The sequence below is a fragment of the Paraburkholderia fungorum genome, assembly GCF_046027215.1.
Classification (GTDB): domain Bacteria; phylum Pseudomonadota; class Gammaproteobacteria; order Burkholderiales; family Burkholderiaceae; genus Paraburkholderia; species Paraburkholderia fungorum_D.
In genome coordinates, this window is record NZ_JAQQEN010000002.1 from 2,039,806 (window position 1) to 2,061,780 (window position 21,975).

The window sequence follows — 21,975 nt, forward strand, 5'->3', positions numbered from 1 at the left end:
CGGCCGCCTCCGCGGCCGCGCTGTATCTCAGGCACCCGGGCTCACCCGGGGTCATGGAAGGAGACAGAACATGAAAGCGAAGTACACCGTTTCGCCGGTTGGCAGCGACGCGCTGCCACAGGCCACCGATTCCACGGACTTCGAGTCCAGGACCTACGCGAAAGTCAGCCGCCGGCTCATCCCGTTCCTGATGCTCTGCTACCTGGGCGCTTATCTCGACCGGGTCAACGTCGGCTTTGCAAAGCTGCAGATGCTCAACGATTTGCGCTTTAGCGAAACTGTCTACGGCATGGGTGCGGGCATCTTCTTTCTCGGCTACTTCCTCTTCGAAGTACCGAGCAACCTGGTCCTCCATCGCGTTGGCGCGCGCAAATGGCTTGCGCGCATCATGCTGACATGGGCGGTGATCTCCGCGTGCTTCGTGTTCGTGAAGTCGCCCATGGCCTTCTATGCGCTGCGTTTTCTGCTCGGCGTCGCGGAAGCGGGCTTCGCACCGGGTGTGATTCTCTATCTGACGTACTGGTTTCCCGCTGCGCGCCGGGCCAAGGCGTTGTCGCTGTTCTTCATGGCGATTCCGCTCGCCGGCATGATTGGCGGCCCGCTGTCGGGCTGGATCATGCACTCGCTGCAAGGCGCGATGAATCTGTCCGGCTGGAAATGGCTGTTCCTGCTCGAAGCGCTGCCGTCGCTGGTACTCGGGATCGCGATCCTACTCTATCTCGACGACAGCATTGCCAAGGCAAAGTGGCTGACGGACACCGAAAAGAATCTGCTCGCACGCAATGTTGCCGGCGATAACGAACACAAAACCGCCCATCTGTCCGTCAAGTCGTTTATCGGTGACCGCCGCTTGTGGCTGATGGCATCGATCTACTTCTGCGTGGTGCTCGGCCAGTACGGCCTGACCTTCTGGCTGCCGACCATCATCCGTAAGTCTGGCGTCGCCGATCCGCTCTGGGTGGGCGTGTTCACCGCGATTCCCTATCTGTGCGCAATCATCGCCCTGCCGCTGGTCGGCATGAGCGCGGACCGCCGCCGTGAGCGACGGCTTCACCTGGCCATCCCGATGCTCGTCGCCGCCGCGGGTTTCGCCGTACTGCCGACCCTTGGCAGCGTCCCGGCATCGATCGTCTGTCTGAGCATTGCGGCAGCCGGCATTCTCGCGTCGTCTTCGCAGTTCTGGTCGTTGCCGACGGCGTTGCTCGGCGGTATGTCCGCCGCGGCCGGGATCGCGGCTGTCAACTGTTTCGCCAATCTCGCAGGCTTCTTTTCGCCGGCGATCGTGGGGTGGCTCAACGACCTGACAGGCAAATCGACCGCGGGGCTGATTTTCATCTCGACGGCCGTGACGCTCGGCGCCTGCCTGGTCTTTCTTGTGCCCGCGAAGTCAGTGAACCGCTGAACCCTCTTTCAAACTTTTTGAATGTTCACAGGAGACGACATGAACAGTCCATCCACCGCGTCAACGGCAGAACTTGCCGAACACGCTTACCGTATCCGCAGAAACGCCCTGTTGATGGGTGAAGTCCAGGGCCAGGGCTACATCGGGCAGGCGCTCGATATCGCCGACGTGCTGGCCGTCGCCTATTTCGGCTCCATGCGCTATCGCCCGGAGGACCCCGAGTGGGAAGATCGCGACCGCTTCCTGCTGTCCAATGGCCACTATGCGATTGCACTGTATGCGGCGCTGCTCGCAGCAGGCATTCTGCCCGCCGAAGAACTCGAAACGTATGGCAGCGACGATAGCCGGCTGCCGATGTCCGGCATGGCCAGCTACACGCCGGGCATGGAGATGTCCGGCGGCTCGCTCGGCCACGGCTTGACCATCGCGGTCGGCCGCTGCCTCGGACTCAAACGCAAGAATTCCGCTTCGTTCGTGTACACGCTGTTCTCCGATGGCGAACTCGACGAAGGCGCGATCTGGGAAGGCATCATGTCCGCGAGCCACTGGAAGCTCGACAACCTGATCGCCGTGGTCGACGTGAACAACCAGCAGGCCGACGGCCCTTCGTCGCAGATCATGGCATTCGAGCCGCTCGTCGAAAAACTGCAGGCGTTCGGCTGGTTCACGCAACGGGTCGATGGCAACGATATCGCCGCCGTCGCAGCCGCGTTCGATGCAGCCCGCCAGCATCCCGTCGCGCAACCGCGCATGATCATCGCAGATACGCGCATGGGCTGCGGCGTGCCGTTCCTCGAAGCACGCGAGAAGAATCACTTTATCCGCGTCGATGCCCACGAATGGCAATTGGCGCTGCAGGCACTCGAAGCAGGGAGACAAGCATGAGCAACGCAACGTTGAACAAACCGCGCCTGAAGACCTCGGCGATGATTGCATCGATCGCCGGTGAAGGACAGGTCACGCGCTCCGCGCCTTTTGGTCATGCACTGGTGGAACTGGCGCGCCAGAAGACGAACGTGATCGGCATGACAGCCGACCTCGGCAAGTACACGGACCTGCATATCTTCGCCAAAGAATTTCCCGAGCGCTTCTATCAGATGGGCATGGCGGAGCAGTTGCTGATGGGCGCGGCGGCCGGCTTCGCGCACGAAGGCGCGCAACCGTTCGTCACCACGTATGCGGTATTCGCCACGCGCCGTGCCTATGACTTCATGCATCAGGCCATCGCCGAAGACAATCTCGACGTGAAGATCGTCTGCGCGCTGCCGGGTCTCACGACGGGTTACGGTCCTAGCCACCAGGCCGCCGAAGATCTCGCACTGATGCGCGCGATGCCGAACATGACGGTCATCGATCCGTGCGATGCACTCGACATCGAGCAGATGGTGCCCGCGATTGCCGCGCACAAGGGCCCCGTTTATGCCCGCCTGTTACGCGGCAATGTGCCCGCGGTGCTCGACGAATACGACTACAGCTTCGAACTCGGCAAGGCGAAGATGCTGCGCGACGGCGCCGAAGTGCTGATCATCTCGTCCGGCATCATGACGATGCGCGCGCTCGAAGTGGCAAAGGTGCTCGAAAGCGACCGGATCGGCGTAGGCGTGCTCCACGTGCCCACGATCAAACCGCTCGACACGGCAACGATCGTGCGCGAAGCGAAGCGCTCAGGACGACTCGTGGTGGTGGCCGAGAACCATACGACGATCGGTGGCCTGGGCGAAGCGGTTGCAGCCGAGCTGATGCGCGCGGGCGTCACTTGCGCGTTCAGGCAGGTGGGATTGCCCGATGCGTTCCTCGCGGCCGGCGCGCTGCCGACACTGCACGATCGCTACGGCATCTCGACGTCCACGATGGCCGAAGCGATCAAGGGGTGGGTGTCCTGAGTCGGTGTGACCGGGGGCTTCCTGCGCCAGGATCAGAAAGCCCCCCGCAGATATTCGGCCAGGCGAACCAGCATGGCATCGCAATGAGTCAGTTGCTCAAGCGTAATAAACTCGTCGGGCTTGTGCCCTTGATCCATGCTGCCCGGCCCGCACACTACCGTCGGAATACCCGCCTCGTCGAACAGTCCACCCTCGGTGCCGAAGGCCACGGTACCGAATTCCGACGAACCGCTCAACAACGCCAACAGGCGCGCTGCTTCGCTGTCGGGCGACGTGGCGAGTCCTGGGTAGGCGCTCAGCGGCTGCAGGCGAATGTCAGTGTCCGCCTGCACCGAACGCATTGCCGGCAGCAGTTCAACCTCGGCATAGGTCTGCAGCTCATCCGATACCTTCTGAGCGTCGAAGCCCGGCAGCGCGCGTACCTCAAAATCAAACTCGCATTCGGCCGGCACAATGTTCAGCGCCCGACCGCCTTTGATAAGGCCGGTCTGCACCGTCGTGAATGGCGGATCAAAGCGCTGATCGTGATGTTCGGGCTGTGCCAGTTGCACACCGATCTCGCCTAAGCGGCCGATCAGTCGCACCGCATATTCGATCGCATTGACGCCATAGGGTGCGTAGGCGGAATGACAGGCTGCCCCCTTCACCTGGCAGCGCATGGCCAGCTTGCCCTTGTGACCGAGCACCGGTTTCAAGCCAGTAGGTTCACCGATCAGGCACAGACGCGGCTTGTGCGCACGCTTTGCCAGTTCCGCCAACATCGGCCGCACGCCCAGGCATCCCACTTCCTCGTCGTAGGAGAAAGCAAGATGTACAGGTACTTTCAAAGGCTGCTTCAGAAAGACGGGGACCGCCGCTAACACTGAAGCGATAAAGCCCTTCATGTCGGCTGTGCCGCGACCGTACAAGCGTGCGTCTTTCTCCGTGAGACGGAACGGCTCCACAGTCCAGGCCTGCCCGTCTACAGGCACGACATCCGTATGGCCGGACAGCACAACCCCGCCTCGATCAGAAGGACCGATGGTGGCAAACAGGTTGGCCTTGGTGCGCTCTGAATTGTAGAAGATCTCGCTTTGCACTCCGAGAGCCTCCAGGTAATCGCGGATGAAAGCGATGAGTTCCAGATTGGAATCCCGGCTGACCGTAGCGAAACCGATTAGCCGCTCGAGCAGGGCGCGGCTGGACACTTCATGCATCGCCCGGCACTCCATAGCTGGGCGCTGCCGTCGGATTCAACGCCCGGGTCAGATAGTCCTGCATCTGCGGTCGATAGGCTTGCCAGAGACCGCCCAGCTGGCCGATGGGGTCTTTATCCGCCCAGTCGATCCGTAGATCGACGATCGGCCAGCTCAGGTCGCCGACTACCTTGAGCGCTGCCGAGTGCACGGGCCCCGCTTCACCGCCGGCTGCCATGGCGGCATGCATGGCCAGCAGCAGGCGGCCGGCAAGCATCCCGGGCGCATTCTCGAACGCGAGAACCATCGCCTCGATAACCTCGACACCCGCCAATAAATTGCCCGCGGCAACACACTGCCGACCCGCCACGGCGTGATGCGTGCCCAGCGCCTCCTTACCGCTAAAAAACGCGGTGCGGCCCTGACTATCGATCACCGTCACCTGCCGATACTGGCTCCAACGATCGGCGCCGAGCGCCCGGTCGAGAGCCGCCGCAGGCTCGAATCGCGGGTCTTCAAGGAGTTCGAGAATCTGCGGGCCGAGAGCAGGCAGCGTCACGTTCTGGGTCGCCACCGCCCCCACGCCGGCGCGTAACCAGGGGCATCGGGCACCCACCGCGATACTGGACGAGCTGATAGCGATGCCAAGCTGGCCGGTCTCCGGACACCGTCCGATGATCGAGAATGTCATGCCTGCTCCTTAAACCTGCTTCGCCTGCCAGCCATCCGGGATCACCGCGATCACATCGATCTCCATCAACCACTGCGGCTGGCCCAGCGCGGTAACAACAAGGCCCGTGGAAATGGGAAACACGCCCTTGAGCCACTTGCCGACCTCCTGGTACACCGGCTCGCGATAGCGCGGGTCGGTCAGGTAGGTCGTGGTCTTGACGATATGGGTCAGGTCGCTGCCGGCCTCCGCAAGCAGTTGCTTGACGTTTTTCATCGCCTGCCCGGCCTGGGCCTGCGGATCGCCGAGGCCCACCAGACGACCTTCGAAATCCGTGCCCACCTGGCCACGCACATAGACGGTATTACCCGCGCGAACGGCCTGACAAAGATCGTTATCCAGCGACTGGTTCGGATACGTATCCTTGGTGTTGAACATGCGGATGCGTGTATGAGTAGGCATCAATTCACTCCCAATTCGTTGAGTTGTTGAACCTGCGATTCGGCGTATGTGCCGGCAGGCGTTTCCTTTCGACATTTCTCAGCCTGACGCTGCGAAGCATCACGGTAGGAGAGGTATTTGCGCTGCGTAGCGATGTGGTCGGCAATATGCTTTGCATCGTGCCAAACGCCCCAGATAAACGTGGAGCCGCGACGCGCCAGCCACGGCAGACCCAGGAAATAGACGCCGGGCTCCGTTGAAACACCGCGTTGATGTTGCGGCTTGCCCTTTGCGTCAAAGGCGTTGACATGCAGCCAGTCGTAATCGACTGCATACCCGGTCGCCCAGACGATCGATGTCACGCCGGCTTCCGCCAGATCGAGCTCGAGAATCGGATGAGTCACGCAGACCGGATCCGGCAGAGTATTGCGGGCTTCAGGTTCTTCCGGCAGGTCGAGACCATTGCGGGCAATATAGGCATCCGCAGCATCCAGCAGCGACAGATAGTTCTCGTCGCCACGAGCAAGGTTGACTGCGAGATCCGCTTCGAAGGTCACGACATCGTCGTCGAATGTCTTCGTCAGGCCGACAAGCGTCATCCCCTGACTGGCGAGCCGCCGGAAGTCGACGGTATGGCCGCCGCGCGCACCGCTTACCGCAATCGTCACGTGTTCCTTACCGGGTATCGCCGCTTCCTTGTCCCATTCGCCGAGCACGCCAAGCCACCAGCAGAAGTCACGGCTGCGATAGGCGCGTGGCGGACGATCGTGCGGACCGACCGAGAGGTAGACCTTCTTGCCGGCACGCTGCAACTCGTCCGCGATCTGCACCCCGGACGACCCGGCACCGACCACCAGAACACCTCCCTCGGGCAGTTGCCCGGGATTGCGATAGTCGGCGGAGTGGATCTGGGTGAGCGTCCCGTGTTTCGGAGCGATCGGCGGGATAACCGGGCGCTGGAACGGTCCAGTTGCAACCACCACGCGATTGGCCTCGACCACGCCGATGGAGGTTTCAACGGTGAATCCCGGCCGGCCTGCATTGCGTACCACGCTCGTCACTTCCACACCCGTACGGATGGGGGCGTCGAACTTCCTCGCATAGGCTTCAAAATAGTCCGCGACCCGTTCTTTCGGCGCAAAGGCGTCCGCGTCGAGATCGTCGAATGCAAGACCCGGGAACCGGTCGTGCCAGGCCGGACCGTTGGCCACCAGCGAATCCCACCGCCCTGTGCGCCAGCGTTCGGCAATACGATCACGTTCCAGCACGAGGTGCGGCACCCCGAGTTTGCTCAGGTGCTCACTCATGGCCACGCCGGCCTGACCGGCGCCAACCACAAGCGTATCTATCGACATGTTTTCAGCTGTCATCGCTGTTTCCTTTTGAAAAGCGGTTCTGGTTCAGCCCGGCAACGGCCGCCTCTTTCGTTGACGCTTAACCATGAGGAAAATGTACGCCCGCCACTTGATTCGGAAAAACATATTTAAAAAATACATAGCATCGTTTTTTTCTATGCAGAGCTTTCTTTCGTGGCGCACAATGCATGCACCCCGGGTGCTTCAAGGAGATTTGCGGATGGAAAGCAATCCGTTGCGTTATTCGCTGCGCCAACTGCGATATTTCGTCGTAACGGCGGAAGCGCTATCTTTCACTGCCGCGGCAAAACGCCTGCATATCTCGCAGCCGTCCGTTTCGACAGCGCTAGCGGATCTCGAAGAGTCGTTCGGCGTGCAGCTTTTCATTCGCCATCACGCGAGTGGGCTGTCACTCACGCAGGCGGGCCGCGACCTGCTCGGGCACGCGCGTAATCTGCTGAAGAATGCGGAAGACTTGCAGTTAGCGGCAAAAGAAATGGACGGCGGCATGACGGGCACCATCTCGCTCGGCTGCCTCGTTTCGCTCGCCCCGCCGCTGATGCCGGGCATCATCAGCCGCTTCGTGCAGGACCATGCGGGTATCGCCTTTCGCACGGTGGAGGCGCACCAGGACACGCTGCTGAGCGGCCTGCACGATGGCTCACTCGACATCGCCCTGACCTATAGCCTCGACATCAATGAGGACATCACCTTCACCCCGCTGCTGTCGCTGCCGCCCTATGTGATCCTGCCGAAGACGCACCGGCTCGCGCGCGCCCGTAAAGTCTCGCTCGCGGAACTCCTGCCGGAACCCTATGTGATGCTGGATCTGCCACACAGCCGCGAGTATTTTTCCGCCTTGTTCGATGCCGTGGGCAGCCGGCCCATCGCTGCATTCCGTTCATCGCAGCCGGAAGTGGTACGCGGCATGGTGGCGAATGGACTCGGTTATAGCATCCTCAATTTCCCGCTCAAATCGAATCGCACCGTGGACGGCGAGGACTTCGTCATCAAGCGGTTCAAGGAAGACGTGAATGCCACCACGCTCGGCATCGCGCAGGCCAGCGCCATGAAGCCGCGTCAGGTCGTGCGGCGCTTCGCGACGTTCTGCGAGTCGTATATCCGGCGTTTGCATATCGATCAATGAGCGGCCACGTTTTCGCACAGCAAAAAAATGCGACCGCCAGCGCCGGAAGTCGCCCGGCGCCAGAGGTCGCACCTTCGGCAGCAGATTGAAGCGTTTCTGGATGACGTGCTGTCGCGAGTTCGCGCTCACACTGTTGAAAACGCAGCGACGGGGAGTATGTCGCTGCCTGCAATGCCAACTACAAGCAAGTTCTAGCGGATCGACACAGAGGGCTGCTGATTCAGGCGGCGGCGATAGGCCGTATCCCGTGTGGCGAGCCAATAGTACAGAGGCGCCGTCACCACGATCCCCACCAGCCACGACAGGTCAGCGCCGTTCAGGTGCGAAGAGAAAGACCCGACATAGATTGGCGTGTTCATGAAAGGGATCTGCACGACGATGCCGATAGCGTAGGCAATCAGCGCCTGCGAATTGAATCGTCCATAAATGCCGCCGTCGACCCGGAATATCGAATCGATATCGTATCGACCCTTGTGAATCATGTAGAAATCGATCAGGTTGATCGCCGTCCACGGAACGAGTACGACGAGCAAGGCCAGCACCAGGTCGACGAAATGACCAATGAAGTCCTTCGACGCGCCAACTGCCGCGAAACAGCAAGCTGCCAGAATAATGAAAGACAGGACGGCGCGTGATTTTGCGGTCGGAATCCAGCGGTAGGCAAAGGTCTGCAAGGAAGTGATAACCGACAGCACCGCGCCGTAGAGATTGAGTGCATTGTGACTGATGACACTCAGCAGAAACAGAACGAGCATGAAGGGCCCTATCGTACCCGTCGACAGTTTCACGGCGTCCATGGTGTCCGCTCCGGGCGCTACGGCGAGCACGGCAACCGCGCCAAACACGAACGCGAGTGTCGACCCAAGCGTGCAGCCAAGATATGTCGCCCAAAACGTAGCGCCGACGCCAACGTTAGCCGGCAGGTACCGTGAATAGTCCGAGACGTACGGGGCAAACGCAATTTGCCAGAGTGCCGAGAGGGAAACGGTCGCCAGCCAGCCGGCAAAATTAAAGCCGCCTCGCGTCAGAAAATCGGCGGTCGCCACGTGAGTAAAGATATAGGCAAAGCCGACCACAATGCCAATGCCCAGAACCCACGTGCCGATCCTGTTGAGAATGTGGATAAAGCGGTATCCGACTATGCCAATGAGTCCCGAGCCCAGCGCGCCGATCACGATCCCAACAGGAACCGGAATCGATGACTCGATGCCATGCAGCGACTTGCCGGCCAGCACGATGTTCGATGCGAAGAAACCGACATACATCACGCCGGCAATCACCGTCACGAGGAGCGCACCCCACGAGCCGAACTGGGCACGGCTTTGTATCATCTGAGGGATACCCATCTGCGGCCCCTGGGCCGAATGCAGCGCCATGAGAATGCCGCCAATCGCCTGTCCGACCAGAATGGCAATCACGCCCCAGAACAGGTTTAGATGGTAGATCTGTACGCCGAGCGCTCCCGTCACGATGGGTAGCGGTGCGATGTTTCCCCCGAACCACAGCGTGAACAGGTCACGTACCTTTCCATGTCGTTCCTCGTGCGGAACGTAACCGATGGTGTGCTTTTCGATCAGTGGAACTGCACTTCGGCTGTCGCCCATATCACCCTCCCTTCATACGTGTTGCGCGGTCGCGCTCGATAATTTGGTGACCAGGGCGTTGACGTCGGCGATCGATTGGCCAGCGCCCCATGTGTCAAACCAATTTACTTAGGCCATATTTCTTTGACCAACACTGTTTACCGATGCGCTGCATAGATTTTTTCGATGCAAGCGCCGGCGTGGGGTGTGCAGCATATGGAGGGTGGAGTGGCGCGTCGCGGGGTGGCGCGCCGCGCGGATAGGCTTACCTGGCTACGGGCATCGTGAATTCCGCGCCTTTGGCGATGCTATCGGGCCAGCGCTGCATGACGCTCTTGTAGTGCGTGTAGAAGCGCACGGCTTCCTCGCCGTATGCGTGATGATCGCCGAACAGCGAGCGCTTCCAGCCCCCGAACGAATGCCACGCCGGCGGCACCGGACTCGGTATGTTGATGCCCACCATGCCGATATGAATCTGCCGGGAGAACGTGCGCGCCGCACTGCCGTCGGAGGTGAACAGCGATACGCAGTTGCCCAGTTCGTGCGCGTTGACGAGTGCGATCGCACTCGCGAGATCAGGCACACGGACCACCGAGAGGACCGGCCCGAAAATCTCTTCCCGATAGATGCGCATATCCGGTTTCACATCGTCAAAGAGCGAGCCGCCTAAAAAGAAGCCCTCTTCGCGGCCGGACACGGTATGCCCGCGACCATCGACGACGAGCCGGGCACCCGCCGCGACGCCTGCTTCGATGTAGCCCAACACTTTCGTGCGATGCGCGGCGCTGATGAGCGGCCCCATGTCCAGATCGGGCTCCATGCCGCCGCCGATCCTGAGCGAGCGCACGCGCGGCACGAGGCGCTCGACCAGCTCATCGCCAATACGCCCCACCGCCACCGCGACCGAGGTTGCCATGCAGCGCTCGCCGGCTGAGCCATACGACGAGTTGATCAATGCATCCACGGCCTGATCGAGATTGGCGTCGGGCATCACGACCAGATGATTCTTCGCACTGCCCAACGCCTGCACGCGCTTGCCGCGCTTGGCGGTTTCGCTGTAGATGTATTCAGCGACCGGCGTCGAGGCGACGACAGACATCGCGACGACATCGGGGTGCTGGATCAACCCATCGACGACGGCCTTGCTGCCATGCAGGACATTGAAGACACCCTTGGGAAAACCCGCTTCGATGAACAGCTCGGCAAGCCGGATCGATGCCGACGGCGTGCGCTCCGAGGGCTTGAGTATGAACGTGTTGCCGCACGCGGCCGCCATCACGAACATCCAGCACGGCACCACCATGGGAAAATTGAACGGCGTGACGCCCGCGGCCACGCCGAGCGGTTGACGCAGATTCCAGTTGTCGATGCCGCCGCTGATCTGATCGGTGAACTCGGTCTTAAGCAGGCTCGGAATGCCGCACGCGAATTCGACGATTTCGATACCGCGCACCACCTCACCCTTCGCGTCGTCAAACAGCTTGCCGTGGTCGCGTGTAATGAGCTCGGCGAGTTCGTCGCTGTGCGCCTCAAGCAGTTCCTTGAACTTGAACATCAAACGCGCGCGCTTCAGCGGCGGGGTTTCGCTCCACGCCGGGAACGCGGCTGTCGCAGCGGCGACGGCGGCGTCGACTTCAGCTTCGTTTGCGACCGGCACACGGGCCGACACCCGGCCTTGCGCCGGATCGTATACGTCGGCGAACCGCCCGCTTGCGCCCGAGGCGCATTGACCGTCGATGAAATGACTCAGCTCGCGCACGGCGCCTTGATTTGCTTCGCTCATATGTCCTCCGATGGGGGGATGCGGGCGCTGACCACGCCACGCCTTCCCATGCAGCGTACGCTCGTCGCCGCTTGATGTCGCGCGACGTTAATGACATCGCATCGATCCCTTTCGGCGAGTCAAGCGACTTCCCGTGCAAGGTCAGCGAAACCCGGTCGCGGATCAACAAGGCGCACCGCGTGAGCACAGGGCTTGGAAGCTGTTGCGACGTTATCGATAGGGACTGTTAGCTGTTTCCGCCCGGCGCTCACTTCCTGGCTTGTTTTGCCCGACAGGAAACAGTGGCTAAAGGGCTCAGGGCTGGTCACTGCCTGTCGTCGATCGGCGCATACACGGGATGGTATTGCTAAACGCGAATGCAAACTGACATATCCCGCGGCAACGGGGCGCGCTGATCAACCACCTTTCGCCGCGGCGCGCACGAACGACACAAAGCGCGTCGTAATGGGATTGACGCGCACCGACGGCCATGCGAGTCCCACGCGCCACTTCGCTTCTTTACCCTGAAGCTTCAGCACCGTTGCATCACGCAGCAAATGCTGCGCACGCGAAGGAATGAACGCGACGCCTACTCCGGCGACGACTGACGCGAGGACCGACTGCACGTCTTCCGCGTACTGCGTCACGTTCGGCACAAAGCGGCGTTCGAGGCACCACCGGTCGATCTGTGCGGCGAGCCCAGGGCCGCGCGTGCGCTGCAACGCGACGAAGCCGATTTCATTGAGCACGCCGAGATCGGCCGGGAGCCGTGTGTACCCAAGGTCTGGCGGCAACGCCAGCGCAAGTGCTTCGTCGATCATACTGAACGACGACAAACCGTCCGCGACCGGCAAGCGCAGGAAGCCTGCATCCAGCTTGCCTGCCAGCAGGCGGCGCGTTTGTTCGGCGGAAGAAAGATCGCATAGCGTAACGGCGACGCCGGGATGTTGCCGACGGAAATCGGCGATCAGTTGCGGCACGACCGTTAGCACGGACAGACAGAGACCGATGCGCAAATGACCAAGCCGGCCGCTGCTTGCCTCTCTCGCTCGCAACAGGATCTCATCCGCGTCGCGTACAAGTGCCTGCGCATCGGGCAGGAAGCGCTCGCCAAACAGCGTGAGCTCCGCGCCGTGCCGCCCCCTCTCGAACAACTTGCCACCGAGGCTTGCCTCCAACGCGCCGATCTGCTTGCTGAGCGCCGGTTGGCTCATGTGCAGCGCATCCGCCGCGCGACCGAAATGGCGCAGGTCGGCAACCGTCAGAAACGTCCTCAGCAATTTCAGTTCCATTCCGTCAAGTTATCGTATGGATCAAAACATTCATTTTACTAATTAATAGGCGAAGCGTTCAATAAGGGCATGTCCTCCCGGAGTGATCCACCATGTCCTTTCAGAACCCGATGAGCCGCCGGACGCGGGCGGCCCGTCAATCCGTCACCGATGGCGAACCTGACGCGGCCTCAGTCCATAGTCCCGATCCCCGCAGTGAGCCAGGTCGTCGGCCCCGTTTCGGCGATGCGATACCCGACACACCTCGTCGCGCGACGACCGGCGCGATCGCGGTGAGCTTCGCCGTCGTCTCGCGCAAGCGCTGGCCGAACTTATGAGTCAGCGCTAGTGTGAGTCGCGCGGCACAGGTGCGCCACTCGCTCCGACCAGGAAGTCCAGATCCGCGCCCTGGTCCGCCTGCAGCACGTGCTCGACGTAGAGCCTGTAGTAACCGCGCTTGGGCAGATCCGGCGCCTGCCATTGCGCGCGACGGCGCGCGAGTTCCTCGTCGCTGACGTCCAGATGCAGACGGCGTGCTTCGACGTCAAGCTCGATCATGTCGCCGGTCTGGACGAGCGCGAGCGGGCCGCCCGCTGCCGCTTCAGGCGATACGTGCAGCACCACCGCGCCATATGCCGTGCCGCTCATGCGGCCGTCCGAGATGCGGACCATGTCGGTGATGCCTTTTTCAAGCACCTTCTTTGGCAGCGGCATGTTGCCCACTTCAGCGAAACCCGGGTAGCCTTTCGGCCCCGCGCCTTTTAGCACCATGATGCAGTGCTCGTCGATATCGAGCGAATCATCATCGACTTTGGCGTGCAACTCTTCGACGTTCTCGAACACCACCGCACGACCGCGATGTTTGAGTAAAGACTGTGTTGCCGCAGACGGCTTGATCACCGCGCCATTCGGCGCGAGGTTGCCCCTGAGCACTGCAATGCCCGCCTTCGGCTTGAACGGCTCGGCGAACGTCGTGATGACCTTCTCGTCATGGTTTGGCGCGTTGCACACGTTGTCCCAGAGCGTTTTGCCGTTCACAGTCAGCGCGTCTTTATGCAGCAGCCCCTGTTCGCCGAGTTGCTTCAACACTGCCGGCAGGCCGCCCGCGTAGTAGAAGTCTTCCATCAGGTATTCGCCTGACGGTTGCAGATTCACCAGGCACGGCACGTTCGAGCCCAGCTCCCAGTCTTCAAGCGATAACTCCACGCCAATCCGCTTGGCCAGTGCGATCAGATGCACAACCGCATTGGTCGACCCACCAATTGCCGCATTCGTGCGGATCGCGTTTTCAAACGCCTGACGCGTGAGGATCTTGTCCATCGTCAGATCTTCGCGGACCATATCGACAATGCGTCGTCCCGCCAGATGCGCGAGCACCTGGCGACGTGCATCGACCGCCGGAATCGCCGCGTTATGCGGCAACCCCATGCCGAGCGATTCCACCATCGACGCCATCGTCGAAGCCGTGCCCATCGTCATGCAATGGCCGCGCGAGCGGTTCATGCACGACTCGGCTTCGGTGAATTCTTCCTGCGTCATCGTGCCGGCGCGCACTTCCTCCGACATTTGCCAGACGCCCGTGCCCGAGCCAATTTGCTTGCCGCGGAACCGGCCGTTCAGCATCGGGCCGCCTGACACCGCCAGCGCCGGCAGATTGCACGACGCCGCGCCCATCAGCAGCGCAGGCGTGGTCTTGTCGCAACCCACCAGCAGGATCACGCCATCCATCGGATTGCCGCGAATCGACTCCTCGACATCCATCGAAGCGAGATTGCGAAACAGCATCGCGGTAGGGCGCAGATTGGATTCGCCCAGCGACATCACCGGAAACTCAAGCGGCAAACCACCCGCTTCGTGCACGCCTTTTTTCACGTACTCGGCGAGTTCGCGGAAATGCGCGTTGCACGGTGTGAGTTCCGACCACGTATTGCAGATGCCGATCACCGGGCGACCGTCGAATTCGTCGTGCGGAATGCCCTGGTTTTTCATCCACGAGCGGTGAATAAATCCATCCTTGTCTTTCCTGCCGAACCAGCTTTGCGAACGGAGCTTGCGCATGTCCTGTCTCCCGGAAACCCTTGTGATGAGGTGATGCCCTATCTAATGGAATCGTCCTGGCGCGAGCGATGCCCGTATTCCGAGCCTCACTGGCCGTGTTCTGATGGTAATCAATGAAGGGACATTGCGCCATTGCTACCTGCTGATCACCGATCATCGAGATGCAGTCACCTCAAACAAGCTCGACGAGCAGAGGCCCCAGCAACGCCAGCAACACATTTGCGATTGCATACGTGACCGCAAATGGCATCGTAGCCACCGCACTTTCTGACTTGTCCAGCACCTGGCCGAATGCCGGATTTGCGGCACGTGAGCCGGCCAATGCACCAGCGAGCAAGGCTGAGTTGTCGTAGCGCAAGACGTAGCGACCGAACAGCATGGTAAGCACTAGCGGAAACAGCGCGACAAATATACCGAGCAATAAAATGGTGAACCCACTTTGTCGGATCGTTAAGAGCGCCTGCATCCCGGAATTGAGGCCAACCGCAGCGACGAATGCAGACAACCCGAAATCCTTTAACAGTTGCGAGGCCGCCGAGGGCATTGCCCCATGCATAGGATATTTGCCGCGCAGCCAGCCAAATATCAGCCCCATCAGAAGGCAGCCCCCGCCTGCGCCGAGCGTCAACGCGAAACCATCGACATAGAATACGACCAGCCCTAGCAGCAGACCAAAGACCAGACCTAGTCCCAGGTAAACGAAGTCGGTTTTATCCGAACTGGGCAAGTCATAGCCCGCTGCCTCGACCGCCCGTTTGGTGTTCTCAGGAGATCCGTAGAACGTAATGACGTCGCGATCGCGTCTCCGGCCGTGCCGACAATAGCTGACTGTGTCAACGCACCGGCCGCCAGGCCCGCTGCGAGGCCTTTGTTCAGGTGGAATAGCCTGGCGCAGGCGACCACGATAAAGAGTGCCGAGAATGCAAGGAATGCGGCAAGCGCGAACTCGCGGAGCGTCTTGCGATGGAGCGACGCAAAGAACTGCGGGCCGGATGAATACCCAACCGCGTAGAAGGGGTCGGAACCGGATGCGGCCTGATTGCTACGCAAGCGTGCCAGGCGCGGAGAGACTGAAGGGAACCAGATAAAGAACGCCAGACGCCACCCGGCGGGCGCCGGCGCTTCTCCCCGCCGGCGCCCGCCATCAACTTACTCGACGTGCAGATCTCGCATCGGCGCATGCGTGCGTTGCCGCGTTTCCCATCCTTCGGCCAGACCCACGTCCGCGTCAGAGGCGGGCAACATGGGGACCGCGCGAAGCAGATCGGACGCCCGTTCGGCGAGCATGATCGTCGGCGCGTTCAGATTGCCATTGGGCTCGGTCGGGAATACGGATGAATCGATGACCCGCAAGCCCTCCACGCCACGAACCCGCAACTCGGAATCGACCACAGCCATGTCATCCTCCCCCATACGGCAGGAACCACACGGATGCATCGTGCTTTCCAGGTTCGCCCTGACAAAGGCGTCGATCTGCTCATCCGTTTGCACGTCCGGTCCGGGAGCCAGTTCGGCATCGCGAAAGCGGTCCATCGCCGGCTGCCCGATGATTTCTCGCGTCAAGCGGACACAACGTCGAAATCCCTCACGGTCTTCTTCGCGATCCAGATAGTTGAAGCGGATCTCTGGATGCGTATAGGGATCGGCCGATACCGAGCGCACGTAACCCCGGCTCTTCGGCTTGTTCGGTCCGGTCAACACCATGAACCCGTGTCCTTTGAGCGGCTTGTCGCCGTCATAGCGCATGGCGGCCGGCAAAAAATGGAATTGAATGTCAGGCCAGCGCAAACCCGCTTCGGAGCGAATGAATCCACCGGCCTCGAAATGGTTACTGGCTCCCAGACCATCCTTGAACAAAAGCCATCGCAGCCCGATCATGAATTTGCTGAACGGGTCCATTTTCGAATTGAGGGTGACGGGCTCCTTGCAGGCATACTGAATATAGATTTCGGCGTGATCCTGCAGGTTCTCGCCGACGCCGGGCAAGTGATGCCTGACCTCGATCCCCGCCTGGCGCAATACCTCGGCGGGCCCGATGCCGGAGCGTTGCAGCAGGTGCGGCGAACCGATCGGGCCAGAGGCGATCAATACTTCGGCGCGGCATCGCGCGACGTGCGTGCTGCCGCCCTGATCGTACTCGACCCCAACGGCGCGCTTGCCCTCGAGAATCACGCGGCGCGTCATCGCATTCGTCACCACGGTCAGATTGGGCCGCTTCATCGCGGGCCGCAAGTATGCGTTAGCGGTGGACCAGCGCACGCCATTCTTGACTGTCATGTGCATTGCGCCAAAGCCTTCCTGCATATGACCGTTACAGTCTTCCGTCTTGATGTAGCCGGCCTCGGCCCCCGCTTCGATCCAGGCGCCGTACAGCGGATTCACCATGTTGTTGCCGTTGTTGGTGCTCAGTGGACCTTCCGCACCCCGATATTCGTCGCCGCCGAACTTGTAGCTCTCAGCACGCCGGAAATACGGCAAACAGTTGCGATAGCCCCAGCCGCGCGCGCCCAACTCCTCCCATTCGTCGAAGTCGCACGCGTGGCCGCGAATATAAACGAGGCCATTGATCGACGACGATCCGCCCAGCACCTTGCCACGCGGACAATGCAACTGGCGGCCATTCAGATGAGCCTCGGGCACGGTCTGATAGCGCCAGTTGTATCTGGACGTATTCATCGGCATTGAAAACGCGCTCGGCATCTGAATGATGACGCTGCGATCGCTGCCGCCGAATTCCAGCACCAGCACGCGGACCGCCGGGTCCTCGGTCAGCCGGTTGGCCAGTACACACCCGGCCGATCCAGCGCCCACTATGATGTAATCGAATTGCTCGGTAGCCATGATATTTGCCTGCTTCGTAGATCTTGACGGGGTCGTCCGGGGTTCAGTAGCGACCTTTGTCGCCGGTGGTGTATTGCGGTGAGGTCTTCTCGATAGACGCGATGACGGACTCTTCGTACTTCAGATCGAGCGAGCGCGACAAGACGTAATACGCCAGGCCCGAGACGAACAGGCCGACGAGCCAGGCCAGATCGACGCTGCCCATCGCGCGAGAAAGCGGGCCGACGTATACCTCGTTGGCGCCGTCGAGCACACAGAAGAACGGAATCATCGAGACGAAACCAATTGCGTACGCAATCAGACCGCGCGCGCCCCACTTTCCGTACATGTTGTTGTGCGGCATAAAGAAGTGCGGAATGGCATAACGACCCTTGCGAACGAAAAAGTAGTCTGTCAGATTGACCGCGGTCCAGGGCACCAGAAAATACAGCATGACAACCAGGTAGATGTTCAGGACGGAAAGACCCTTACCCGAGGTATAGATGCTGAGCGCTACGCCAAGTTGAAGGACCACCACAAAGAGAATCGCCAGAACGCGGGTGCTCGGAGTCGGTTTGACTTTGCGGAACGAATCGACTGCGGTGATAGCCGTCAGTTTCGCGCTATAGATATTCATCGCGATGACCGGCAGAAACGCCAGAATTGTGACGCCAACCACAACGCTTCCCATCCCCGGTGCGAGGTCGCTGCCCACCTGGTTCAACGCGACCAGTACATCCGTTGCGTGCAGATGGTCTGCAAGCCAGCCGCCAATCGCGATCATCCACGCGCCCGAAAGCGATGCGCCGAGGAACACGGCCGCAATCAGTTTGCCGCTCGGCGTGTTTTTCGGCAGGTAGCGCGAGTAGTCGGACACATAGGGTGCATAAGCGATGTTGTAGCTGGCGGCGGCTGCGAATTGCGCGATGAAAGCCGTCCAGCCGAAGCCCAGCGGTGGCGTCGGTGTCGCGCCCGGCGCCACCGCGGCGAGCGGCACGTCATGCACCCAATGCATTAGTACAGCCACCGTGACGAGTCCATAAAGGGGCAGCGACAGATACAACGCCCATTTGAAACTCCGGTGCATCCAGTCGTGGCCGAGAATCGCCAGAACGGAAGCCGGCAAGGTCACTGCCAGTGCCACCTTAACGGGGTCCCAGTCGAACAGTGCTTTGAGGCCCTGCATCATCAGCACGAGGTTGACGATGTTGAATCCCGCAAACACGAATAGCGTCGCCAACAGGACGACAATGACCCCGCGATAGCCGAACTGCGCTCTCGACTGGATCATCTGCGGCAATCCCAGGTGAGGGCCCTGCGATCCGTGAAAGGCCATGAACAAGGTGCCGAACATGATGCCCAGCGTGCCGGCTATCGTGGTCCACAGCGCGCTCAGGCCGATGCTGGGACCGACAAAGCCAATGGTCATGGTAAAGAAAGTGAAATTACCCAGAAACCAGAAGGGTCCTTGCCGGGACAGCCTGTCGGTTCGTTCGTTATCCGGAATAAAGTCAATCGAATGGCCTTCAATGGCGCCGTGCTCAACCCCGGCTACGGTGCCTTTTACTGTCTCGTCTGCTACTTGCATCATGTACCCCTGACTGGAATGAGAGGTTGATGGAATGAGGATAGACCGGTCATGCATGCCATCTGCGACACGCGCCCGCCACCTGGCGCCTGGCTCACGTTCGTTTGAGGCGCCGTCGGCGGATGGGCGGTTCAGTGCAGCGTGATCCAGACCGCTTTGCTCTCCATCAGATGATCGAGTTGTTCGGGGCCGAGGTCTTTGCCAAAGCCGGATTCCTTGAATCCGCCGAATGGCATCGACGGGTCGATGGTGCTGTGCGCATTGACGTAGACCGTGCCGGCGCGCAATTGCGGAATCAGCCTGTGCACGCGGTTCAGGTCATTGGAGTAGATCGCGGCGGCGAGACCGTAGGGCGAGTCATTCGCCAGCGACAACGCATCGTTTAGATCGTCGAAGGGCGCGGTCACCAGCACCGGACCGAAGATTTCTTCGCGGACTATCTTCATCTCGCTGCGGCAATGCGCAAAGATGGTCGGCTCGACGAAGTAGCCTGGCCGATCCATGGCATGGCCACCATGTACAACTTCCGCGCCTTCGCGCCGGCCAGCTTCAATATAGGTTTCGACACGGTCTTTCTGAAGCGCGGAAACGAGCGGGCTGATGAAGCAGTCGCGGTCGAGTCCGGGCGCAATCTTCATCTTGCGCGTGTGTTCGATCAGCGCGCCAATGAACCTGTCGTGAATACCGCGCTGGACGTAGACGCGTGCCCCCGCGTCGCACACCTGTCCGGAATTGAAGAAGATGCCATTCGCCACGGCCTGGGCAGCGGCTTCGATGTCGGCGTCCTCCAGCACCAGCACCGGCGATTTGCCGCCGAGTTCGAGCGTGATGCGTTTGATGCCATCCACGGCCGTGTGCCCGACCGTGCGCCCCACTTCGGTGGAACCCGTGAACGTGATCTTGTCGATACCGGGATGGGCGGCCATCGCCGCGCCAATTTCGCGCCCTCGCCCCGTGATGACGTTGACGACACCGTCCGGGATCCCGGCCTCGTGCACCAGCTCGGCGAAGCGAAGCGTGGACAGCGACGTGAGTTCGGCCGGCTTGATGACGGTGGTGCAACCGGTGGCGAGCGCGGCCGCCACCTTCCACGCCATGGTTTGCAGCGGGAAGTTCCACGGCACGATCACGCCGACGACACCAATCGGTTCCTTGCGCGTATAGGCAACGTAGTCACCAGGCAGGGAGGGTTCTACTGTGCGGCCATGGAGCTTCGACGCCCAACCGGCAAAATAGCGGAAGGTGTCGATCGTGCCCTGCACGTCGACGTCACGCGCATTGGCGACAGACTTGCCTACGTCGATCGATTCGATCTCGGCTAGCTCCGTGGCGTTGGCTTCAATCAGATCGGCGAGGCGGTGAAGCAGCCGTTCGCGCTCAAGGGGTTTGAGTTTCCGCCACGGTCCACCGTCGAACTGCTTACGAGCCGCTTCGACCGCGCGATCCAGATCGGCAGTCGTGCCAAGGGGAATGTGTGTGATCACGCCCGCGGTGGACGGTTCGTGCACCGCGAAGCATTCGCGGTCGCCTTGCGCAACCCAGGCACCGCCAATAAACATCCTCTGCGGCCTGGTGAGAAAGCGTTGCGTCTCTTCCCGGATACCGAACTTCTCCAGGTAATCTTGTACGACCTTATCCATCATTGTCTCCTGTGTTACGGATTAACTGCTTCACGGCCTCTGGCGGGCCGGTTTCGTGCGCGTGAGCGCGCCTGATCCTGATCATCGATATAAACGCGGCTTGTGGCTGCACGGCGTTTTGAGAGACTATGGACGACACGGCCGCGGGTAAAAATCACGTGGTTCAGATGTTCATATCGGAAATACCGAAGCAAGCGGTACAAAGGGAGCGACGACGGTGATCCAGTTGCAGGACGTGGACCTCAAGCTACTGAGGGTTTTCATGACGGTGGTGCGATGCGGCGGCTTTTCGGCCGCCCAGGCAACGCTGAACGTCAGCCAGTCCACCATCAGCGAACAAATGACGACGCTCGAAACGCGCCTGGGCCTCAAGCTTTGCGAGCGGGGCCGCAGCGGCTTTCGTCTCACCGAACACGGCGTGGCGACTTACGAAGCAGCGCAGCGGCTGCAACTGGCGGTAGAAAACTTCTGTGTGGATACCGATGCGCTAAAAAAGGTCGTCTCGGGGAGGCTGTACCTGGGCATCATCGACAACACGGTGACCGACTCGGCTTCGCCGCTGCCGCAGGCACTGCAAGCGTTCGTATCGCGAGGGCACGACGTGCATCTGGATGTCTACGTCGGCACGCCTGCCGAACTCGAGGAGCGTGTGCTGGATGGACGGCTGCACATCGCTGTCGGGCACTTTCCCCTTCACGTGCCGGGGCTGACCTACACGGACCTGTATTGCGAGCCGGATGGACTGTATTGCGGAAAGAGTCACCCGCTCGCCGGCTGTGCGATGCCCGACCACACGCTTGACGCGCTTGAACAGGTCGTCGCATCGAGCCGCGTCGTCGCGCGGGGTTATCTGCAGCAGCACGATCTGCGCATGCTCAAGGTCAGCAAAGCCGCGGCAACCGTCGACAATATCGAGGCGCAGGCCATCCTTATCCTGTCGGGCGCATACATCGGATTTCTGCCGATTCACTACGCTACCCGCTGGGTCGCGCGCGGCGAGATGCATCAGATCTGCCCGGACCAGTTCGGCACGCAGTGGCCGTTTTGCGCGATCATCCGGCGGGCCGCCGTGCCGCCCACCATCCTGCAGGTGTTCATGATCGACCTGATGGAAAGCTATCGTATGGTCCAGCAGACTGCGCCAGCGGCGTAAGCAACGCGCCGGGGCCATCCGTGAGGC

The 21,975-nt window shown here is 60.9% G+C and carries 18 protein-coding genes and 1 pseudogene; 6 read left to right on the plus strand and 13 right to left on the minus strand.

Annotated elements, in window-relative coordinates:
• Positions 1 to 70 precede the first annotated feature (70 nt).
• From PQR27_RS29675 to PQR27_RS29685, 3 genes are read left to right on the plus strand one after another with little or no spacing between them, the layout of a single operon-like run.
• Positions 71 to 1,402 carry an MFS transporter gene (locus tag PQR27_RS29675; RefSeq protein WP_408527145.1) on the plus strand — a complete coding sequence of 444 codons (1,332 nt, stop codon included), beginning with the start codon at positions 71 to 73 and terminating at the stop codon, positions 1,400 to 1,402.
• Between the two features lie 39 nt (positions 1,403 to 1,441).
• Entirely contained in the window at positions 1,442 to 2,287 is an 846-nt protein-coding gene (locus tag PQR27_RS29680) for a transketolase (protein ID WP_408527146.1), read from the plus strand.
• Positions 2,284 to 3,285 (plus strand): transketolase family protein, encoded by a 1,002-nt coding sequence (locus PQR27_RS29685; RefSeq protein ID WP_408527147.1) that lies wholly within the window; start codon positions 2,284 to 2,286, stop codon positions 3,283 to 3,285. The genes PQR27_RS29680 and PQR27_RS29685 overlap by 4 nt, the downstream gene beginning before the upstream one ends.
• Positions 3,286 to 3,317: 32 nt before the next feature.
• On the opposite strand, the gene argE is transcribed toward PQR27_RS29685, so the two are convergent.
• Genes argE through PQR27_RS29705 form a run of 4 tightly spaced genes read right to left on the minus strand, consistent with a single transcriptional unit; the run spans position 3,318 to position 6,941 of the window.
• Positions 3,318 to 4,481 carry an acetylornithine deacetylase gene (gene argE / locus PQR27_RS29690; RefSeq protein WP_408527148.1) on the minus strand — a complete coding sequence of 388 codons (1,164 nt, stop codon included), beginning with the start codon at positions 4,479 to 4,481 and terminating at the stop codon, positions 3,318 to 3,320.
• Positions 4,474 to 5,151 carry a DUF1028 domain-containing protein gene (locus PQR27_RS29695; RefSeq protein WP_408527149.1) on the minus strand — a complete coding sequence of 226 codons (678 nt, stop codon included), beginning with the start codon at positions 5,149 to 5,151 and terminating at the stop codon, positions 4,474 to 4,476. Before PQR27_RS29695 ends, argE begins: the two co-directional genes overlap by 8 nt.
• Positions 5,152 to 5,160: 9 nt before the next feature.
• Complete coding sequence (locus PQR27_RS29700; protein WP_408527150.1) at positions 5,161 to 5,592, minus strand: RidA family protein; 432 nt, start codon at positions 5,590 to 5,592, stop codon at positions 5,161 to 5,163.
• Complete coding sequence (locus PQR27_RS29705; protein ID WP_408527151.1) at positions 5,592 to 6,941, minus strand: flavin-containing monooxygenase; 1,350 nt, start codon at positions 6,939 to 6,941, stop codon at positions 5,592 to 5,594. Before PQR27_RS29705 ends, PQR27_RS29700 begins: the two co-directional genes overlap by 1 nt.
• A 205-nt stretch (positions 6,942 to 7,146) precedes the next feature.
• Here PQR27_RS29705 and PQR27_RS29710 point away from each other — a divergent pair, with 205 nt between their 5' ends.
• Positions 7,147 to 8,073, plus strand: a complete 927-nt coding sequence (locus PQR27_RS29710; RefSeq protein ID WP_408527152.1) for a LysR family transcriptional regulator — start codon at positions 7,147 to 7,149, stop codon at positions 8,071 to 8,073.
• 191 nt (positions 8,074 to 8,264) lie between these two features.
• Here the strand turns inward: PQR27_RS29710 and PQR27_RS29715 are convergent, their stop codons facing one another.
• From PQR27_RS29715 to PQR27_RS29725, 3 genes are all read right to left on the minus strand, one after another.
• Entirely contained in the window at positions 8,265 to 9,677 is a 1,413-nt protein-coding gene (locus PQR27_RS29715; RefSeq protein ID WP_408527153.1) for a purine-cytosine permease family protein, read from the minus strand.
• A gap of 244 nt (positions 9,678 to 9,921) precedes the next feature.
• Positions 9,922 to 11,439, minus strand: a complete 1,518-nt coding sequence (locus PQR27_RS29720; protein ID WP_408527154.1) for a CoA-acylating methylmalonate-semialdehyde dehydrogenase — start codon at positions 11,437 to 11,439, stop codon at positions 9,922 to 9,924.
• A gap of 395 nt (positions 11,440 to 11,834) precedes the next feature.
• Positions 11,835 to 12,710 carry a LysR family transcriptional regulator gene (locus PQR27_RS29725; protein ID WP_408527155.1) on the minus strand — a complete coding sequence of 292 codons (876 nt, stop codon included), beginning with the start codon at positions 12,708 to 12,710 and terminating at the stop codon, positions 11,835 to 11,837.
• A gap of 110 nt (positions 12,711 to 12,820) precedes the next feature.
• On the opposite strand from PQR27_RS29725, the gene PQR27_RS29730 reads away from it, so the two are divergent.
• Positions 12,821 to 13,027: a hypothetical protein gene (locus tag PQR27_RS29730; RefSeq protein WP_408528342.1), complete on the plus strand. Its 207-nt coding sequence runs from the start codon at positions 12,821 to 12,823 to the stop codon at positions 13,025 to 13,027.
• Positions 13,028 to 13,034: 7 nt separating this feature from the next.
• On the opposite strand, the gene PQR27_RS29735 is transcribed toward PQR27_RS29730, so the two are convergent.
• The 6 genes and pseudogenes from PQR27_RS29735 to PQR27_RS29755 all read right to left on the minus strand — a co-directional run bounded on the left by PQR27_RS29735 (position 13,035) and on the right by PQR27_RS29755 (position 20,795).
• Positions 13,035 to 14,747, minus strand: coding sequence for an IlvD/Edd family dehydratase (locus PQR27_RS29735; RefSeq protein ID WP_408527156.1), 1,713 nt, complete (start codon positions 14,745 to 14,747; stop codon positions 13,035 to 13,037).
• Between the two features lie 172 nt (positions 14,748 to 14,919).
• Positions 14,920 to 15,540: pseudogene (locus PQR27_RS29740) on the minus strand (aspartate-alanine antiporter-like transporter); the annotation flags it as partial.
• Positions 15,432 to 15,797: an aspartate-alanine antiporter-like transporter gene (locus PQR27_RS39405; RefSeq protein WP_459251662.1), complete on the minus strand. Its 366-nt coding sequence runs from the start codon at positions 15,795 to 15,797 to the stop codon at positions 15,432 to 15,434. The pseudogene PQR27_RS29740 and the gene PQR27_RS39405, both read right to left, overlap by 109 nt.
• Positions 15,798 to 15,896: 99 nt before the next feature.
• Entirely contained in the window at positions 15,897 to 17,588 is a 1,692-nt protein-coding gene (gene betA / locus PQR27_RS29745; RefSeq protein ID WP_408527157.1) for a choline dehydrogenase, read from the minus strand.
• Between the two features lie 43 nt (positions 17,589 to 17,631).
• Positions 17,632 to 19,158 (minus strand): purine-cytosine permease family protein, encoded by a 1,527-nt coding sequence (locus PQR27_RS29750; RefSeq protein ID WP_408527158.1) that lies wholly within the window; start codon positions 19,156 to 19,158, stop codon positions 17,632 to 17,634.
• Between the two features lie 128 nt (positions 19,159 to 19,286).
• The gene (locus PQR27_RS29755) at positions 19,287 to 20,795 is read right to left on the minus strand and encodes an aldehyde dehydrogenase family protein (RefSeq protein WP_408527159.1); all 1,509 of its coding nucleotides are present in this window, start codon (positions 20,793 to 20,795) and stop codon (positions 19,287 to 19,289) included.
• Between the two features lie 217 nt (positions 20,796 to 21,012).
• On the opposite strand from PQR27_RS29755, the gene PQR27_RS29760 reads away from it, so the two are divergent.
• Positions 21,013 to 21,948, plus strand: coding sequence for a LysR family transcriptional regulator (locus tag PQR27_RS29760; RefSeq protein WP_408527160.1), 936 nt, complete (start codon positions 21,013 to 21,015; stop codon positions 21,946 to 21,948).
• Positions 21,949 to 21,975 lie beyond the last annotated feature (27 nt).

Coding starts and splice junctions, on each gene's coding strand:
- PQR27_RS29675 (WP_408527145.1), top strand. CDS start 71: ATGAAAGCGAAGTACACCGTTTCGCCGGTTGGCAGCGACGCGCTGCCA.
- PQR27_RS29680 (WP_408527146.1), top strand. CDS start 1,442: ATGAACAGTCCATCCACCGCGTCAACGGCAGAACTTGCCGAACACGCT.
- PQR27_RS29685 (WP_408527147.1), top strand. CDS start 2,284: ATGAGCAACGCAACGTTGAACAAACCGCGCCTGAAGACCTCGGCGATG.
- argE (WP_408527148.1), bottom strand. CDS start 4,481: ATGCATGAAGTGTCCAGCCGCGCCCTGCTCGAGCGGCTAATCGGTTTC.
- PQR27_RS29695 (WP_408527149.1), bottom strand. CDS start 5,151: ATGACATTCTCGATCATCGGACGGTGTCCGGAGACCGGCCAGCTTGGC.
- PQR27_RS29700 (WP_408527150.1), bottom strand. CDS start 5,592: ATGCCTACTCATACACGCATCCGCATGTTCAACACCAAGGATACGTAT.
- PQR27_RS29705 (WP_408527151.1), bottom strand. CDS start 6,941: ATGACAGCTGAAAACATGTCGATAGATACGCTTGTGGTTGGCGCCGGT.
- PQR27_RS29710 (WP_408527152.1), top strand. CDS start 7,147: ATGGAAAGCAATCCGTTGCGTTATTCGCTGCGCCAACTGCGATATTTC.
- PQR27_RS29715 (WP_408527153.1), bottom strand. CDS start 9,677: ATGGGCGACAGCCGAAGTGCAGTTCCACTGATCGAAAAGCACACCATC.
- PQR27_RS29720 (WP_408527154.1), bottom strand. CDS start 11,439: ATGAGCGAAGCAAATCAAGGCGCCGTGCGCGAGCTGAGTCATTTCATC.
- PQR27_RS29725 (WP_408527155.1), bottom strand. CDS start 12,710: ATGGAACTGAAATTGCTGAGGACGTTTCTGACGGTTGCCGACCTGCGC.
- PQR27_RS29730 (WP_408528342.1), top strand. CDS start 12,821: ATGAGCCGCCGGACGCGGGCGGCCCGTCAATCCGTCACCGATGGCGAA.
- PQR27_RS29735 (WP_408527156.1), bottom strand. CDS start 14,747: ATGCGCAAGCTCCGTTCGCAAAGCTGGTTCGGCAGGAAAGACAAGGAT.
- betA (WP_408527157.1), bottom strand. CDS start 17,588: ATGGCTACCGAGCAATTCGATTACATCATAGTGGGCGCTGGATCGGCC.
- PQR27_RS29750 (WP_408527158.1), bottom strand. CDS start 19,158: ATGATGCAAGTAGCAGACGAGACAGTAAAAGGCACCGTAGCCGGGGTT.
- PQR27_RS29755 (WP_408527159.1), bottom strand. CDS start 20,795: ATGGATAAGGTCGTACAAGATTACCTGGAGAAGTTCGGTATCCGGGAA.